Origin of the sequence: Photobacterium salinisoli, assembly GCF_003614885.1 — a bacterium.
GTDB classification, from domain to species: Bacteria; Pseudomonadota; Gammaproteobacteria; order Enterobacterales; family Vibrionaceae; genus Photobacterium; species Photobacterium salinisoli.
Map to the genome: position 1 here is coordinate 2,054,347 of NZ_QZMS01000007.1, position 15,424 is coordinate 2,069,770.

Consider the following 15,424-nt stretch of genomic DNA (forward strand, 5'->3'; position numbering starts at 1 on the left):
TTTAGGCGCTGTGCTGTTTAATCAGGTCGATAAAGTGGTCAAAAAGTGGTGCCGCATCGTGCGGACCCGGGCTGGCTTCAGGGTGACCCTGGAAGCTGAAAGCCGGTTTGTCGGTACGGTGGATACCCTGCAGAGAACCATCGAACAACGACTTGTGGGTGGCACGCAGGTTATCTGGCAGTGTGTCTTCATCAGCAGCAAAACCGTGGTTCTGGCTGGTGATCATCACAACATTGCGGTCCAGATCTTTTACCGGATGGTTAGCACCATGGTGACCAAATTTCATTTTTACTGTCTCGGCGCCGCTTGCCAGAGCCAGGATCTGGTGTCCCAGGCAGATGCCAAACACAGGCAGGCCTTTGTCCAGAAAGGTTTTCGTCGCTTCAATCGCGTAAGTACAAGGCTCCGGGTCACCCGGACCATTTGACAGGAAAACGCCATCCGGATTCATCGCCAGCACTTCTTCTGCTGAGGTTTCTGCCGGAACAACAGTCAGGCGGCAGCCACGGTCAACCAGCATGCGCAGGATATTACGCTTGGCACCGAAGTCATACGCCACCACATGGTAAGGTAACTCGCCTGTTTCTTTAGCTTCCGGCAGCCCGCCTTCCAGCGTCCAGGATCCCTGTGTCCAGCTGTAGCTTTCTTTGGTCGAGACGACTTTCGCCAAATCCATCCCTTTCAGGCCAGGAAATGCTTTGGCTTTTTCCAGTGCCAGCGCCGCATCAAGATTGTCACCAGCCATGATGCAACCATTCTGTGCGCCTTTCTCGCGCAGCAGACGGGTCAGCTTACGGGTGTCAATGTCAGCGATACCAACAACATTTTGAGATTTCAGATAATCAGACAGTGTCTGCTGGGAGCGGAAGTTTGAAGCAATAAGAGGGAGGTCGCGAATTACCAGGCCTTGCGCGTGGATTGCAGTAGATTCTTCGTCTTCGGAATTGGTTCCGGTATTGCCAATGTGGGGATAAGTAAGAGTGACAATCTGTTGAGAATAAGAGGGGTCAGTGAGAATTTCCTGGTACCCCGTCATCGAGGTATTGAAAACAACTTCACCAACGGCCGAACCATCTGCACCGATGGATACGCCGTGGAACACAGTCCCGTCTTCAAGGACTAACAGCGCCGATTTGTTCAAGACAACCTCCAATCTTCATAAAAACGCAAATAAAACAGATAAAATTGCATTTACCCATTCCATAGAAAGTCAAAACCCCAGTCAAGCCGAATTTTGACAAATTGCGCGCATTCTAGTGATCCATGCCCAAACTGTCAACAACAGGGGGAAATTAAATTTTAAATATCGACCACTCCGACCGCTTTAGCCTCCAAACCAGAGAAAGCATATCTTTTCCTGCCTTTTTCCATCGGCCATACCGGCTGCATGTTCAGGCAACCGTTTGCTAAGCCAGCCAAACACTCACCACAAATTATCCGTACGAAAAACGCAAAAAACAGGCCACATAACACCATCTTTTGCCGCACAGAAAGCAACTCGGCGCAGCAAGCGCACAAAATAGCAAGCAAACCATTGGATTCACACCGAAGAGTGCAACAAGAATGCTTTCTCGTTCAATCTGATGATTTATGCAAACCGGAGGAGGGTAAAACAGAGGGCTGAGCAGAACACTGCAGCCGGCACCGACTGCAGTGTGACAGAGATGATATTTACAGATCGTTCAGGCCAAGCACATCCTGCATGGTATAAAAACCCGCAGGTTGTTTATCCAACCAGGCCGCCGCGCGTACCGCTCCGTTGGCAAATGTCATACGGTCTGTTGCTTTGTGAGTGATTTCGACCCGCTCGCCGATATCAGCAAACATAGCCGTATGCTCACCGATAATGTCACCGGCACGAATCGTTGCGAATCCGATTTCATCGCGGCTGCGCTCACCGGTAATCCCTTCACGGGCATAAACGGCAACATCGCTCAGTTTTTTCCCCATTGCGCCGGCAATCGCCTCGCCCATACCCAGCGCCGTGCCGGAAGGCGCGTCCACTTTATGTCTGTGGTGGGCTTCTATGATTTCGATATCACAGTAATCCCCCATGATCTTGGCCGCTTTTTCCAGCAGTTTAAACGTCAGGTTGACGCCTACACTGTAATTGGGGGCCATGACAACCGCTATCTGGCTTGCAGCTGCATCGATCCGGGCTTTTTCTTCTTCGCTAAAACCGGTTGTTCCGATGACAATTTTCTTATTATGACGCTGGCACAGCGCCAGATTCGCCAGTGTTGCGACTGGTGCTGTGAAATCAATCAGCACATCAAAATCATTGATCGCTTTTTCAATATCATCGACCACAGCCACTTCCAGCTTGCCAATCCCCGCCAGTTCACCGGCATCAACGCCGATCAGGCTGCTCTGAGGACGCTCAGTCGCCGCACCCACCTGTGCCTGTTCAGATTGTGCCGTCGCTTTCAGTAACTGGCGTCCCATTCGCCCTGCCGCACCGGCAATCGCGATTCTGACCATAGCTGTTTCTCCTTAAAACATTCAGCAGATGAAGGTCTGTTTATCTTTCAGGGCCAGATTAACCGGCCAACACACCAAGACCATGAAAGATAAACAGCCCATTAATCTAGCCTGTATAACGGTGAAAAAAAACCCCGGTCTGACCGGGGTTCCATAAATAATCCTGCGACGGGCTGCTTAGCCTACATTTTTGACCTGCAATTCCCGCGGCACTTCAAAGAACATATTTTCTTCACGACCGCTCAGCTCTTCCACTTCGCCACCGGCCAGCGCCTGAATGCGTGCGATAATCTGGTTAACCAGAGCTTCCGGCGCAGAGGCTCCCGCCGTGACTCCCACACTCGTTTTGCCAGTCAGCCAGTTGGCATCGACATCTTCGGCACAGTCAGTCAGGTAGCTTGGGGTCCCCAGCTTTTCTGCTAATTCACGCAGGCGATTAGAGTTGGAGGAATTTTTTGACCCTACCACTATCATCACATCGACACCGGCGGCCATTTCCCGCACGGCATCCTGGCGATTCTGGGTTGCGTAACAGATATCATCTTTGCGCGGTCCCTGAATATCCGGAAAGACTTGTCGCAAACGATCTATGACCTCTGCCGTTTCGTCCACCGACAACGTTGTCTGGCTGACATAGTGCAGGTTAGTTGGATCTTTTACGATATCTTTCAGCTTATCGACGTCAGCCGGGGTTTCCACCAGATACATACCCCCCGTATCACTGGCGTACTGCCCCATAGTCCCTTCGACTTCAGGGTGACCGGCATGGCCGATCAGCACCACTTCCATATCACGACGGCTGGCGCGGGCAACTTCCATGTGGACTTTGGTGACCAGAGGACATGTCGCATCAAACACGGTTAACTTGCGCGCTTTCGCTTCATTGCGGACAGCCTGAGAGACCCCGTGAGCGGAGAAAATAACAATATTATCATCCGGCACTTCGCTCAGCTCTTCCACGAAGACAGCCCCACGCTGTTTCAGTCCTTCAACCACAAACCGGTTGTGAACCACCTCATGGCGCACGTAAATAGGCGGCTGATACAGCTCCAGCGCACGCTCAACGATACTGATTGCCCGATCAACACCGGCACAGAAACCACGAGGGTTAGCAAGTAAGATTTTCATATCTGAGGACTCTTTACCTTCATCCTTCCACTCCTTTCTTCATGATGGCCGGGAGCGGATATGGGTTTACCCTTCGATGCTGACTACTTCAACATCAAAGGTCACCCGCTGGCCGGCCAGCGGATGATTGAAATCAACAGTGACAGAATCACCGACCACAGCGGTAATCACACCAGGGATATCCTGCCCGTCCGGGCCGCTGAATGCAATGATAGCGCCGACTTCTGCCGGAGCATCCGAGTTAAAGCGGGTTAAATCAACATGATGGATATTATCAGGGTTCGGCATACCGAACGCATCTTCCGGCTCAAGCACAAACTGTTTTTTTTCGCCCTGTGTCAGGCCAAGCAGGCAATGTTCAAAGTTGTCAGTCAGGCTGCCATCGCCCATACGAAACTTAGCCGGTTTCCCCATAGACTGAGTAGACTCAGCGACAGAGCCGTCTTCCAGCTTGATGGAAAAGTGCATTAAAACTTCACTGTTGTGCGTGATGACCGACATACATACATCCTGAATACGAATTACTAACTGGAACGGCAGGCCTTCATTATCAAGCTTACCGGATAAATCCACCGCTTTTTACAATAAAGCGCCGCCCATCGCAACGAGCAGCGCTTGGTTCGTGAGCCTGAACGCCTTACTGGTTAGCTTTGGTCTTTGTCTTTCCGGCTAATACGCCTTCCAGAATGATAAGACCTGCGCCAACGCAGATTGCCGAGTCAGCAATATTAAACGCCGGCCAGTGGTGCTGCCCGATATAAAAATCGAGAAAATCCACCACGAAGCCATGGTACAGACGATCAAACAGGTTGCCCAAGGCGCCCCCTATGATCAGCGCATAGGCAGAATTGACCATAGTGTGGCTGGCTGGAGTGCGGCGCATCCAGACCATGAGCAGCACTGTCACCCCTAAGGCAATAGCGGTAAAGAGCCATCGCTGCCAGCCACTGGCATCACTCAGAAAACTGAAGGCTGCGCCGTAGTTATGCACATACAGCAGATTAAAGAAAGGCAAGACTTCAATGCGATTAGGCCAGCCGTATCCCATGGTGTCCATCACCAGCAGCTTAGTGCCAATATCGATGGCAAAGACCAGAACCGCCAGCCACAGCCAGCGGATTCCGGATTGCTTCAAAGCAGGTAAATTACTCATCAGGCAAACTTGCGCTCTTCACCCTGACCATCAATGTTGGTCACACAACGGCCACAAATTTCTTCATGGCCGGCAATGGTGCCAACATCGGCCACATGGTGCCAGCAGCGGTCACACTTAGCCGCTTCTGATGCCGTTACCAGCACAGACAAACCGGCAACATCGGTCGTTTTAGCCTCTGCAGGTTTTGCATCAGCCAAAGCCACCTGGGCTTTAGAGGTCAGCAGCACAAAGCGCAGTTCATCTTCCAGGCTGTTGAGCTTGGCTGCCAGCTCAGGCTCCGCAAACAGCGTCACCTCTGCCTGCAGCGCGCCACCGATACGTTTTTCGTTACGCGCATCTTCCAGCAGTTTGTTCACAGCACCACGAACTGCCTGGATCTCAGTCCAGAATTCGTTGCTGAAAGCGTCATTTTCAGACAGTTCAAACAGGCCTTCAAACCACTCGCCGGTGAAAACAAAGGTGTCACGCTCGCCCGGCATCTCATTCCAGATTTCATCGGCGGTGAATGACATGATTGGCGCCATCCAGCGAACCAGAGCTTCAACGATATAGTACAAAGCAGTCTGGCAGCTGCGCTGGGCATGGCCACCGCGTTTGGCCGTATACTGACGATCTTTGATCACATCGAGATAGAAAGAGCCCATTTCGATAGAACAGAAGTGCATCAGTCGTTGGGTCACTGTGTGCAGGTTGTATTCATCGTAAGCTTTGATGATTTCATCCTGTGCCGCTTTAGCTTGCGCTACCGCCCAGCGATCCAGCGCGACCATCTCTTCAGCCGGCACGCAGTCGGTGGCCGGATTGAAGCCGCTCAGGTTGGCCAGCAGGAAACGCGCCGTATTACGGATACGACGGTAAGCATCAGCACTACGCTTGAGGATTTCATCTGACACCGCCACTTCGCCGGTATAATCAGTCGACGCTACCCACAGACGCAGGATATCGGCGCCCAGCTTATTGGTGACATCTTTTGGCGCCACCACGTTACCGATTGATTTGGACATCTTACGGCCCTGGCCATCCACCACGAAACCGTGGGTCAGCACCTGGCGGTAAGGGGCCTTGTTTTTCATCGCCACCGATGAAATCAGAGAAGACTGGAACCAGCCACGATGCTGGTCAGAGCCTTCCAGATAAAGATCGGCCGCATTGCCATTGAACTCTTCGCGGTTATCAACCACGGCATAGTGGGTGACACCGGAGTCGAACCAGACATCCAGAGTGTCCAGCACTTTCTCGTATTGCTCAGCATCGGCTTCACTCATGATCTCAGCAGGATTGAGATCCCACCATGCCTGGATGCCTTTCTCTTCCACCAACTGAGCCACTTTTTCAATCAGCGCCAGGCTGTCCGGATGCAGTTCCTGCGTTTCTTTATGGACGAAAAGTGCAATCGGCACGCCCCAGGTACGCTGGCGTGAGATACACCACTCAGGGCGACCTTCCACCATGCTCTCAATACGGCTCTGGCCCCACTCAGGCATCCACTGAACGCCTTTGATTTCTTCCAGCGCTTTTGCACGCAGACCGTTCTGATCCATAGAAATAAACCACTGCGGAGTGGCCCGGAAGATAATTGGAGTCTTGTGACGCCAGCAATGCGGATAGCTGTGCTCATAAGAATGATGGTGCAATAAGGCACCGTGTTCTTTCAGCGTTTCAACAACAGCGTCGTTGGCCTTGAACACATGCTGACCGGCAAACAACTCGGTATCTGGCAGGTATACGCCGTTACTGCCGACCGGGTTCGCCACTTCAAGACCGTATTTCTGACCGACAACAAAGTCTTCCTGACCGTGGCCTGGTGCCGTGTGGACACAGCCCGTACCGGATTCGGTGGTCACGTGATCACCCAGAATCACAGGCACGTCAAAGTTGTAGAACGGGTGATTAAAGCGCAGCAGATCGAGGTCAGCGCCTTTACAGAAGCCCAGATTGTGGAAATGCTCGATACCGGCACGATCCATCACATCTTTTGCCAGCTCAGCGGCCACAATCAGACGTTGAGGCTGCTCGCCTTCCACCTGAATCAGCACATATTCCAGATCATCACGGACGGCTACCGCACGGTTGGCCGGTAGTGTCCAAGGCGTCGTGGTCCAGATCACAATGGACACATCGCCCTGTCCCTGATGACCACTGGCCAGATCAAACTTGCTTAAAACGTCTGCTTCATCAACGGCTTTGAATTTCACGTCGATGGATGGCGAGACCTTGTTTTTGTATTCCACTTCGGCTTCAGCCAGCGCTGAACCGCAGTCGGTACACCAGTGAACAGGTTTGAAACCTTTCAGCAGGTGGCCGTTATCGGCAATTTTGCCCAAAGCACGAATGATATTGGCTTCGGTAGCGAAATCCATAGTGCGGTAAGGCTTGTCCCACTCACCCAGCACCCCGAGGCGAATAAAACTTTCTTTCTGGCCTTCAACCTGACCTGCTGCATAAGCACGGCATTTTTCGCGGAACTCGGCGGCAGAAACTTTATGGCCGGGTTTACCGACTTTTTTCTCTACCATCAGCTCGATCGGCAGACCGTGACAATCCCAGCCCGGTACGTAAGGCGCGTCAAAGCCGGACATCGACTTCGACTTGATAATAATGTCTTTGAGAATCTTGTTCAGTGCGTGACCAATATGAATATCACCATTGGCATATGGAGGGCCGTCATGCAGTACGAAAGATTTTTTACCTTTCTTGGCTTTACGGATTTCACCGTAAAGATCCTCGTCATACCAACGCTTAAGCATTGCAGGCTCGCGTTGCGCCAGGTTGCCTCGCATCGGAAACCCTGTTTCAGGCAGGTTCAGGGTATCTTTATAGTCGCTCATTGATTCTCAATTCCGTTACTTGGGCGAAGTTGGACATGTTGACGATGCTCAGACAGCCACACCCGCGCAGTCTGGGCATCACGCTCGATTTGCGCTTTCAGCGCATCAAAGGAGGCGAATTTAATTTCATCTCGTAGTTTGTGATGTAGTACCACTTCAATCTGACAACCATAAATATCAGACTGATAATCAAATAAATGGACTTCCAGTTGCTGGCGTTCGCCATTCACTGTCGGTCGGCGGCCGATATTCGCCACCCCGGGCAATGGCTGTTGTGCCACCCCAAGAACTTCAACGGCATACACACCGGAGACCGGTGAAACCCGGCGCTTCAGCGGCACGTTGGCCGTTGGGAAACCTATGGTCCGGCCCAGCTTCTGGCCATGTGATACCCGGCCGGTAATACTGTAAGGGCGACCCAGCATAGCTTCCGCTGAGGCCAGATCATCACTGGCCAGTGCTTCGCGGATTGCCGTACTGCTCACTCGCTGAGTATCTACACAGTAACTCTGGGTACTGACAACCTCAAAGCCGAATTCACGTCCGGCGGCTTCCAGCATGGCAAAATCACCGCTGCGGCCTTTGCCGAAGCGAAAGTCGTCTCCAACAACCAGAAACTTAACACCCAATTGTTCCACCAACAAGCGACGGACGAAATCTTCCGGTGCCATAGCGGCAAAGCGGGCATTGAAATTAACACATAACAGGCGATCAATGCCTGCATGGCTGAGCTGCTGATACTTGTCGCGAAAGCGGGTCAGTCTTGCCGGCGCCTTGTCTTTGGCAAAAAGCTCCATGGGCTGAGGCTCAAAACTCATCACAGTCGAAGGAACCCCTAATCGCCGGGCTTGCTCCAGTACCTGACGCAGCACGGCCAGGTGCCCCTGATGGACCCCGTCAAAGTTGCCAATTGTCAGAACACAGCCGTGGTGACCGGGCCGGATATTATGAATTCCTCGGATCAATTCCATCTGCAGCTAATCATTACCAAAGTCAAAAACTGACGGATTATATACCAGAGCGCAACAGGGTTAAAACCATGCGCGCCGTAAGATGTACTTTTTTGCCTCAATTCTCTGCTGGTCATAATCCGTATCGTGCACCTTAGCCTTCGCTACGCAGGTGGTGTAAACGGACACCTGTCACCATCAGGGATAACAGGTAAGTCACGGCCCCAAGACCTATCAGGCCAGTCAGCCAGTACACACGCTGCATCAGGCTCAATGACAGCCAGTGTGCCATATCCGGCGACAGCCATAACAGCACACCCACCATAGCCACGCCGGCAATAACCAAACGGATGACGAATCCAAACGTAGTACGTGAAATACGGTACACCCCGGCACGGTGCAGGCCGCGGTACAAGAGTGCGGCGTTGACCAGTGCTGACAAGGCCGTTGCCAGCGCCAGACCAACATAGCCTAAGAAATAAGCAAAAATGGCATTGAATACCATATTGGTGACCATAGCAATAACGCCATAGCGCACCGGCGTTCGGGTGTCTTGTCTTGCATAATAACCAGGCGCCAGCACCTTGATTAACATAAAGTTCAGCAGGCCAGACGCGTAAGCCAGCAGTGACATGCCCGCCTGCTCGACATCATTGGGCGTAAATTCCCCCCGCATGAAAAGCACCATCAGCATAGGCTTCGCCAGCACCATTAGCCCCAGCATAGCAGGCAAACCGAGCAGAAGTACCATTCTGACTCCCCAATCCATGGTGTGGGCAAAATGCTCCCGGTTCTGATCAACATGCTTACGCGACAAGGCCGGCAGGATAACGGTCGCAATGGCAATCCCAAACAGACCTAAAGGAAATTCAAGCAGCCGGTCTGAGTAATACAGCCAGCTGATGGAGCCCGTCATCAAAAAGCTGGCGATGAAGGTATCAAACAGCAGGTTAATCTGGCTCACTGAGACACCGAACAAGGCCGGTATCATCAAAGTGCGGATTTTCACCACGCCGGGATCGCGCCATCCCCAGCGCGGACGTACCAGCACCCCTTCACGGTAAAGAAAGGGCAACTGAAACAGAAACTGTACTAAGCCCCCCAGAAAAACCCCCAGCGCCAGGCCAATTTCTGGCTGTTCCAGATTCGGCGATACCCACCAGGCACACAAAATAATGGAGATATTGAGAAATACCGGGGTAAACGAAGAAACGGCAAATTTCCCCAGGGTATTGAGCACAGCTCCTGACAAAGCAACCAGAGTGATAAACCACAGGTAAGGAAAAGTGATTTTCAGCAACAGGCTGGCCAGTTCAAACTTTGGCGCTGCCGGCCCGTCATTGAGCCAGTCTAGAAACCAACCGGCACCAAACAGGGCAGTAATCGCCCCGGAGCCTAAAACGCCCAACAGGGTAACCAGGGTCACTATCCCCCCGAGTGTACCGGACACCCGGGCGATCAGCTCGCGGGTCTTGTCTTTGTCACCCGCCGCATGGGTTTCTGTCAGCACGGGCACAAAGGCTTGAGAGAAAGCCCCTTCGGCAAACAGACGGCGAAGGAAGTTGGGAATTTTATTTGCGAAGAAAAAAACATCGGCAGCCGCACCGGCTCCCATCAGGTTTGCTACCACTACATCCCGCACTAAACCCATGACGCGAGATACTAAAGTCATACTGCTGACGATCAGCCCGGAGCGCAAAAGACGCTTACTCACAAAAAAACCTCATAAAAGATGGCCCAGAAAGGTGACTTGCAGAGCCAAATGCTGGTAGAATCTGCCGCCATATTAACCGTGTTAATGCACAAGTGCCAATTTCAATGGCGCGGCTGTTATTTGCACAAATCATTTGACATTGTTCGGTTTTAGAGGCATATTCCTCGGCCTTAAATTGTCACCATACCAAGAATTTGGGAGTTACACCCTTGGCAAATATCAAATCTGCTAAGAAACGTGCAATCACTTCTGAAAAACGTCGTCAGCACAACGCTAGCCGTCGTTCTATGATGCGCACTTTCTTCAAAAAAGTTGTTGCTGCTATTGAAGCAGGCGATAAAGAAGCCGCCGTTAAGGCCTTCGCTGACATGCAACCTGTTATGGACCGTATGGCTACTAAAGGCCTGGTTCATAAAAACAAGGCTGCCCGTCATAAAGCGCGCCTGTCTGCAAAAATCAACGCTCTGTAATTTCAGTGCATTGATGCTACAGCAATAAAAAAACCGGCTATGGCCGGTTTTTTTATATCCGCTAGTTACTTTAGCGTCTCGTCCCAGACTGACTAAAAGCGCTTAGCAGTACATTTGCTGTAACAACTGAATCATCGACTTCACTTCCTGGCTTCTTAGTCTGTAGAACACAGTCTGCGACTCTTTACGTGTCGCCACCAGGCCATCACGCCTTAGCCAGGCAAGATGCTGTGACAAGGCCGACTGGCTTAATTCCAGACGGTCACTCATCGTTCCAACCGACAACTCTCCTTCCAGCAAGTAGCATAAAATCAGCAGTCGCCGCTCATTAGCCATAGCCTTAAGCAAAGATACTGCCTGAGGAGCACTGTGATGTAACGTTATGGTTTCCATCTTTCCACCGCTTGAACTTCAGTGATTTATCTATTGACTTCTATCACTGAAAAAGGCGGTCATTTGAACAATTTTCTGAAGTCGGCTTCGCAAATTTTCTTCACCGCAGGGTGCATGATCATACGTTCTGCAAAAATAACGTAATATTCCTCCCGAATTGCTCTTACTCGCTTCACTTCGCGTACGGTATGCAACTGTTCAATCTCTTCAGCATAAATTGAAGGCGCCACAAACATAGATTTTCGAAACGCGCCGAACGCTTTCATCAGGGCCGCATCATCAAACTCACCCAGTATATTGGGCGTGATCCCCTGCTGATCAAACCAATGGTGCAGTTTACGTCCCATAGCCGTGCGGCGTCCCGGTACCAAGAGCTTATATTCTTCAAGACAAGCTGGAAAACTGAGGGACTTTTCTGCATCCGAACAGAAAAAGCTCATGCCTGACTCGCCCAGTTTTTTACTGAACAACCCGGGGCTCTGTGTGGAGTCCACCGGGCAATCAGACAAAATCATATCCAGCTTATGCTGAGACAATTGCTCCAGCAGCATTTCATGCGTCGACTCGTAGCAGCGTAAATGAATGCGCTCATCTTCAGGGATACCTGCCATCAAAATCTTACTGACCAGACGTTTTGACAGCGCATCCGCGACCCCGACTTCCAGCAACTGATTTTCGCGCTGGGTATAATTGACGATATCCAGTAATTCATAACTGAGATCAAACATCTTGTCGGCGTACTTAAAGACCAGCTGTCCCAGCTCTGTGGGCTCAATGTTGCGGCCAACCCTTTTTGTCAGCTTTCCGTTCAGCCTTTCCTCAAGTGCTCTTATCTGGCCCGTCACTGTCTGTGGGGCCAGAAATAATGCATCGGCCGCTTTGGTCACTGACCCTTGCTTGCAGACCATCCAGAAATAATACAGGTGATTGTAATTCAGGTGCGACACTGTCGTAGGCCTCGATACTCAACAAATAAAAAACCCCAGGCCTTGTCAGCCTGGGGTTATCCTATGTGTTTTTCATCCGAAAAGACACCGGGGACGGGAATGGATTATTGCGCCTGTATCTCTGTTACTGCTTCCGCTGAGACTACATGGCGGGAGCGCTCACCCGCACGTTGCTCCAGTGCCCGGGCCAGAAAACCGGTAGGAGCACTGTCCTGCCGTTCCTGGCTCTGATTCACCCCCTGCTCAAAGCCGGTAAGATAGGCTTTGCACAGCTCATTATCAAGCTGCTGCTGGCAGTGACTGTAGTCAGCCGCCGCGGCTGAGGCACCAGCCGAACTCAGGCCCAATACCAGTACAATTAATGCTTTCATAAACACCTCCCTGTCCCGGATTACGATGATGTCTGACTGTCCTTAACGGCCTTGGTAGCCGGCAGTGAACGGTGCAGCAATATATAGCCGACAACAGCTGCGGTGGTCGAACCTATCAAAATACCCAGCTTGGAATAAGTCATCAGCTCGACATCAGCACCGCTGAATGCCAGCATCGAAATAAATATCGACATAGTAAAGCCGATACCGCACAGCACAGACACCGCAAATATCTGACCAAAGCCTGTACCTTCAGGTAAACGCGCTATCCCCATTTTCACTGCCAGATAACTCGCGGTAAAAATGCCCAGTGGTTTACCCACAACCAGGCCCAGCGCAATCCCCAGTGGCAGCATAGCGGTCAGCCCTTCTGCCGATACACCTGCCAGCGAAATTCCCGCATTCGCAAAGGCGAAAAGCGGCAATATCAGATACGCGACATACGGATGTAATCCATGCTCCAGAGTCTTGAGCGGCGAGATCTCTTTGCCCTGCTTATTCTGCCCCTGAAGCGGGATGGCAAAGCCCAGTACGACACCCGCCAGCGTGGCATGCACGCCTGACTGAAGTACGCTGAACCAGAGCACCAGCCCGACCAGGGTATACCAGACCAGGTTTGTGACATTGCGTGCGTGCATAATAAAGAGTATGGCAGTCGCGGCGAATGCCACGGCCAGCGCAATGGCAGACAAATCACTGCTGTAGAACAAGGCTATGATGACAATAACACCCAGGTCATCAATAATGGCTAATGCCAGCAAAAAGACTTTCAGGCTAACCGGCACCCGGTTACCCAAGAGCGCCATGATCCCCAACGCAAATGCGATATCTGTCGCCGCTGGAATTGCCCAGCCACCAATTGCCACTGGGTCGTCATAGTTAAAAAGCACATACACTAAAGCCGGCGCGACCATACCACCCAATGCGGCGATAGCAGGGAAAATCGCTTTCTCTTTAGTATTCAGTGCACCTTCGATCAGTTCACGCTTCACTTCCAGGCCAATCACCAGAAAGAAAATCGCCATCAAACCGTCGTTAATCCAATGCTCTACCGACAGGCCAGCGATATAAGTATGTAATGCGCCCTCATACACTGACTGCAAAGGCGAGTTGGCAATGATCATGGCCAGGGCCGCCGCGACGATCAGCAAGATGCCGCCGGCAGACTCTAATTTAAAGAATTTCAGAATTACATCGGTCATTGACCGCAGCTCCTTACTACTCATTGTAAAATCACACTTTTTTAATTGATGTGCGGTTGAAACAGTGTAGACGCCTACAGACATCTCTGGGAAATCGTTTGTTTAGAGCCAATAACTCGGAAAAACCGAACCATGAGCAGCAATACACCGTAATACCCGCAGTATCTAGTTATCATCCCAGGGCAGTGACAGCACACTTTCCAGAGTAAGCCACCAACACTATGACACTGGAAACCCATCCGGCAAATTTTTTATCTGTTTTTTTTCGACATCCTTCTCTTCAATACTAATAAATGTTTTATTAAAAAAATCACACTCTTAAGCTAATAGATAAAAAGATAGATCCTGATCCCATTCTTTGCTCGCACCCATAAAATCCTCTGGTATGACAGAAAGGATTCGCTGTGTCATATTTCTGAAATATTCGTTCTCTACTATCGCGGCAACATTCAAAATACTGACACCAAAATGACATCACAATGTCACGGAGAACAGAATATGACTACCCAAGCCACCACAGCTGAGCCAATGCAAAGCTCCATGCGATGGGTTCGTTGGGCAAACCTGGTTTTCATGCTTTATCTGCTGCTGGTCGCGGTCTCACTCGTGAGTGGCGGCTTTAAGTTGTCGGTTGGTGAGCAGGCCAAAACCCTGTTTGAGTTTGCCTCACACCCTATTGCAGGCCTGATGATCGGTCTGGTAGCCACCTCTCTCATCCAATCTTCCAGTACGGTTACCTCTATCATAGTGGGTCTTGTTGCTGGTGGTCTGCCTGTTGAAACCGCGATCCCTATGGTGATGGGTGCCAATATTGGTACGACGATGACCAATACACTGGTCAGCCTGGGGCATGCCCGTTGTAAAGAAGAATTCCGCCGCGCATTTTCTGCCGCTACGGTTCATGATTTCTTTAACCTGCTGGCTGTCTTTATCTTCCTGCCGCTGGAAATGATGTTCGGTCTGCTGCAAAAAATTTCCGCCTGGCTGGTTTCACCACTGATGTCGACCGGTGACATGAGCATGAAGGGGCTTGATTTCATTAAGCCTTTGACTAAACCGGCAGTTAACGCAGTCAAAGCGCCGCTGGAGTCCATGGGCACCATGGGCGGTGTGATTATGATTGCACTGGGTATCGCGCTCATCTTCCTGGCGATTACTGTCATGGGTAAGCTGATGCGCAGCCTGATGGTTGGCCGTGCCCGTGAAATTCTGAAAAGTGCGATCGGCCGTGGCCCAATACACGGGATCGTGTCAGGTTCCATTGTAACTGTACTCGTGCAGTCGTCCTCAACGACAACCAGTTTGATGGTGCCTCTGGTTGGTACCGGAGTACTGAAAGTACGTGACGTGTATCCGTTTACGCTGGGCGCCAACATAGGCACCTGCATTACTGCACTGCTGGCTGCAACCGCTATTTCCGGCGACCATGCCGTGTTTGCCCTGCAAATTGCGCTGGTGCACCTGTGCTTTAATGTGCTGGCAACCCTGCTGATCTTTGGCTTGCCGTTCCTGCGCGAACTGCCGCTGAAAGGCGCTATCTATCTGGGCGAACTGGCAGTAAAAAGTAAGTCTACGGTAGCTGCCTATCTGGGACTGGTGTTTATCATTATCCCGGGCAGCATTCTGGCCTTCACTGCATAAGCAACCCTTGTGAATACTAAAAAATCCCTGCTCACAGTGAGCAGGGATTTTTTTCATTCGATGATAACCGGTTATTCTGCCGTACCAGCAATACCTGAGGATGCTCAGGCCGGCGTCAGCAGCTTTGGCGTCCGATCATTCAG

The 15,424-nt window shown here is 51.3% G+C and carries 14 protein-coding genes; 2 read left to right on the forward strand and 12 right to left on the reverse strand.

Annotated elements, in window-relative coordinates:
• Position 1: 1 nt before the first annotated feature.
• The 8 genes from carA to murJ all read right to left on the reverse strand — a co-directional run bounded on the left by carA (position 2) and on the right by murJ (position 10,257).
• Positions 2–1,141: a glutamine-hydrolyzing carbamoyl-phosphate synthase small subunit gene (gene carA / locus D6M16_RS09895; RefSeq protein ID WP_120511631.1), complete on the reverse strand. Its 1,140-nt coding sequence runs from the start codon at positions 1,139–1,141 to the stop codon at positions 2–4.
• 530 nt (positions 1,142–1,671) lie between these two features.
• Positions 1,672–2,481 (reverse strand): 4-hydroxy-tetrahydrodipicolinate reductase, encoded by an 810-nt coding sequence (gene dapB, locus D6M16_RS09900; RefSeq protein WP_046218990.1) that lies wholly within the window; start codon positions 2,479–2,481, stop codon positions 1,672–1,674.
• A gap of 177 nt (positions 2,482–2,658) precedes the next feature.
• A complete protein-coding gene (gene ispH, locus D6M16_RS09905) occupies positions 2,659–3,609 on the reverse strand; it encodes a 4-hydroxy-3-methylbut-2-enyl diphosphate reductase (protein WP_120511632.1) in 951 nt (316 codons plus the stop codon).
• Positions 3,610–3,675: 66 nt separating this feature from the next.
• Positions 3,676–4,110, reverse strand: coding sequence for an FKBP-type peptidyl-prolyl cis-trans isomerase (gene fkpB, locus D6M16_RS09910; RefSeq protein ID WP_120511633.1), 435 nt, complete (start codon positions 4,108–4,110; stop codon positions 3,676–3,678).
• A 136-nt stretch (positions 4,111–4,246) separates the two neighbouring features.
• Positions 4,247–4,762, reverse strand: a complete 516-nt coding sequence (lspA, locus tag D6M16_RS09915) for a signal peptidase II (protein WP_120511634.1) — start codon at positions 4,760–4,762, stop codon at positions 4,247–4,249.
• Positions 4,762–7,593 carry an isoleucine--tRNA ligase gene (gene ileS, locus D6M16_RS09920; RefSeq protein WP_120511635.1) on the reverse strand — a complete coding sequence of 944 codons (2,832 nt, stop codon included), beginning with the start codon at positions 7,591–7,593 and terminating at the stop codon, positions 4,762–4,764. The genes lspA and ileS overlap by 1 nt, the downstream gene beginning before the upstream one ends.
• Positions 7,590–8,564 carry a bifunctional riboflavin kinase/FAD synthetase gene (gene ribF / locus D6M16_RS09925; RefSeq protein ID WP_120511636.1) on the reverse strand — a complete coding sequence of 325 codons (975 nt, stop codon included), beginning with the start codon at positions 8,562–8,564 and terminating at the stop codon, positions 7,590–7,592. The genes ileS and ribF overlap by 4 nt, the downstream gene beginning before the upstream one ends.
• Before the next feature lie 133 nt (positions 8,565–8,697).
• Positions 8,698–10,257: a murein biosynthesis integral membrane protein MurJ gene (gene murJ / locus D6M16_RS09930; RefSeq protein ID WP_120511637.1), complete on the reverse strand. Its 1,560-nt coding sequence runs from the start codon at positions 10,255–10,257 to the stop codon at positions 8,698–8,700.
• A 209-nt stretch (positions 10,258–10,466) separates the two neighbouring features.
• Between murJ and rpsT the strand changes: the two genes are divergently transcribed.
• Positions 10,467–10,727: a 30S ribosomal protein S20 gene (rpsT, locus tag D6M16_RS09935; RefSeq protein WP_027253088.1), complete on the forward strand. Its 261-nt coding sequence runs from the start codon at positions 10,467–10,469 to the stop codon at positions 10,725–10,727.
• 102 nt (positions 10,728–10,829) lie between these two features.
• Here the strand turns inward: rpsT and D6M16_RS09940 are convergent, their stop codons facing one another.
• The 4 genes from D6M16_RS09940 to nhaA all read right to left on the reverse strand — a co-directional run bounded on the left by D6M16_RS09940 (position 10,830) and on the right by nhaA (position 13,640).
• On the reverse strand, positions 10,830–11,120 hold the full coding sequence (locus D6M16_RS09940; RefSeq protein WP_027253089.1) for an ArsR/SmtB family transcription factor: 291 nt from the start codon (positions 11,118–11,120) through the stop codon (positions 10,830–10,832).
• A gap of 59 nt (positions 11,121–11,179) precedes the next feature.
• Positions 11,180–12,067, reverse strand: a complete 888-nt coding sequence (gene nhaR, locus D6M16_RS09945) for a transcriptional activator NhaR (RefSeq protein WP_120511638.1) — start codon at positions 12,065–12,067, stop codon at positions 11,180–11,182.
• A gap of 104 nt (positions 12,068–12,171) precedes the next feature.
• A complete protein-coding gene (locus D6M16_RS09950; protein ID WP_120511639.1) occupies positions 12,172–12,438 on the reverse strand; it encodes a hypothetical protein in 267 nt (88 codons plus the stop codon).
• Positions 12,439–12,458: 20 nt separating this feature from the next.
• On the reverse strand, positions 12,459–13,640 hold the full coding sequence (gene nhaA, locus D6M16_RS09955) for a Na+/H+ antiporter NhaA (RefSeq protein WP_120511640.1): 1,182 nt from the start codon (positions 13,638–13,640) through the stop codon (positions 12,459–12,461).
• 498 nt (positions 13,641–14,138) lie between these two features.
• Between nhaA and D6M16_RS09960 the strand changes: the two genes are divergently transcribed.
• Positions 14,139–15,281: a Na/Pi symporter gene (locus D6M16_RS09960; RefSeq protein WP_120511641.1), complete on the forward strand. Its 1,143-nt coding sequence runs from the start codon at positions 14,139–14,141 to the stop codon at positions 15,279–15,281.
• Positions 15,282–15,424 lie beyond the last annotated feature (143 nt).

Coding starts and splice junctions, on each gene's coding strand:
- dapB (WP_046218990.1), bottom strand. CDS start 2,481: ATGGTCAGAATCGCGATTGCCGGTGCGGCAGGGCGAATGGGACGCCAG.
- ispH (WP_120511632.1), bottom strand. CDS start 3,609: ATGAAAATCTTACTTGCTAACCCTCGTGGTTTCTGTGCCGGTGTTGAT.
- fkpB (WP_120511633.1), bottom strand. CDS start 4,110: ATGTCGGTCATCACGCACAACAGTGAAGTTTTAATGCACTTTTCCATC.
- lspA (WP_120511634.1), bottom strand. CDS start 4,762: ATGAGTAATTTACCTGCTTTGAAGCAATCCGGAATCCGCTGGCTGTGG.
- ileS (WP_120511635.1), bottom strand. CDS start 7,593: ATGAGCGACTATAAAGATACCCTGAACCTGCCTGAAACAGGGTTTCCG.
- ribF (WP_120511636.1), bottom strand. CDS start 8,564: ATGGAATTGATCCGAGGAATTCATAATATCCGGCCCGGTCACCACGGC.
- D6M16_RS09940 (WP_027253089.1), bottom strand. CDS start 11,120: ATGGAAACCATAACGTTACATCACAGTGCTCCTCAGGCAGTATCTTTG.
- D6M16_RS09950 (WP_120511639.1), bottom strand. CDS start 12,438: ATGAAAGCATTAATTGTACTGGTATTGGGCCTGAGTTCGGCTGGTGCC.
- nhaA (WP_120511640.1), bottom strand. CDS start 13,640: ATGACCGATGTAATTCTGAAATTCTTTAAATTAGAGTCTGCCGGCGGC.
- D6M16_RS09960 (WP_120511641.1), top strand. CDS start 14,139: ATGACTACCCAAGCCACCACAGCTGAGCCAATGCAAAGCTCCATGCGA.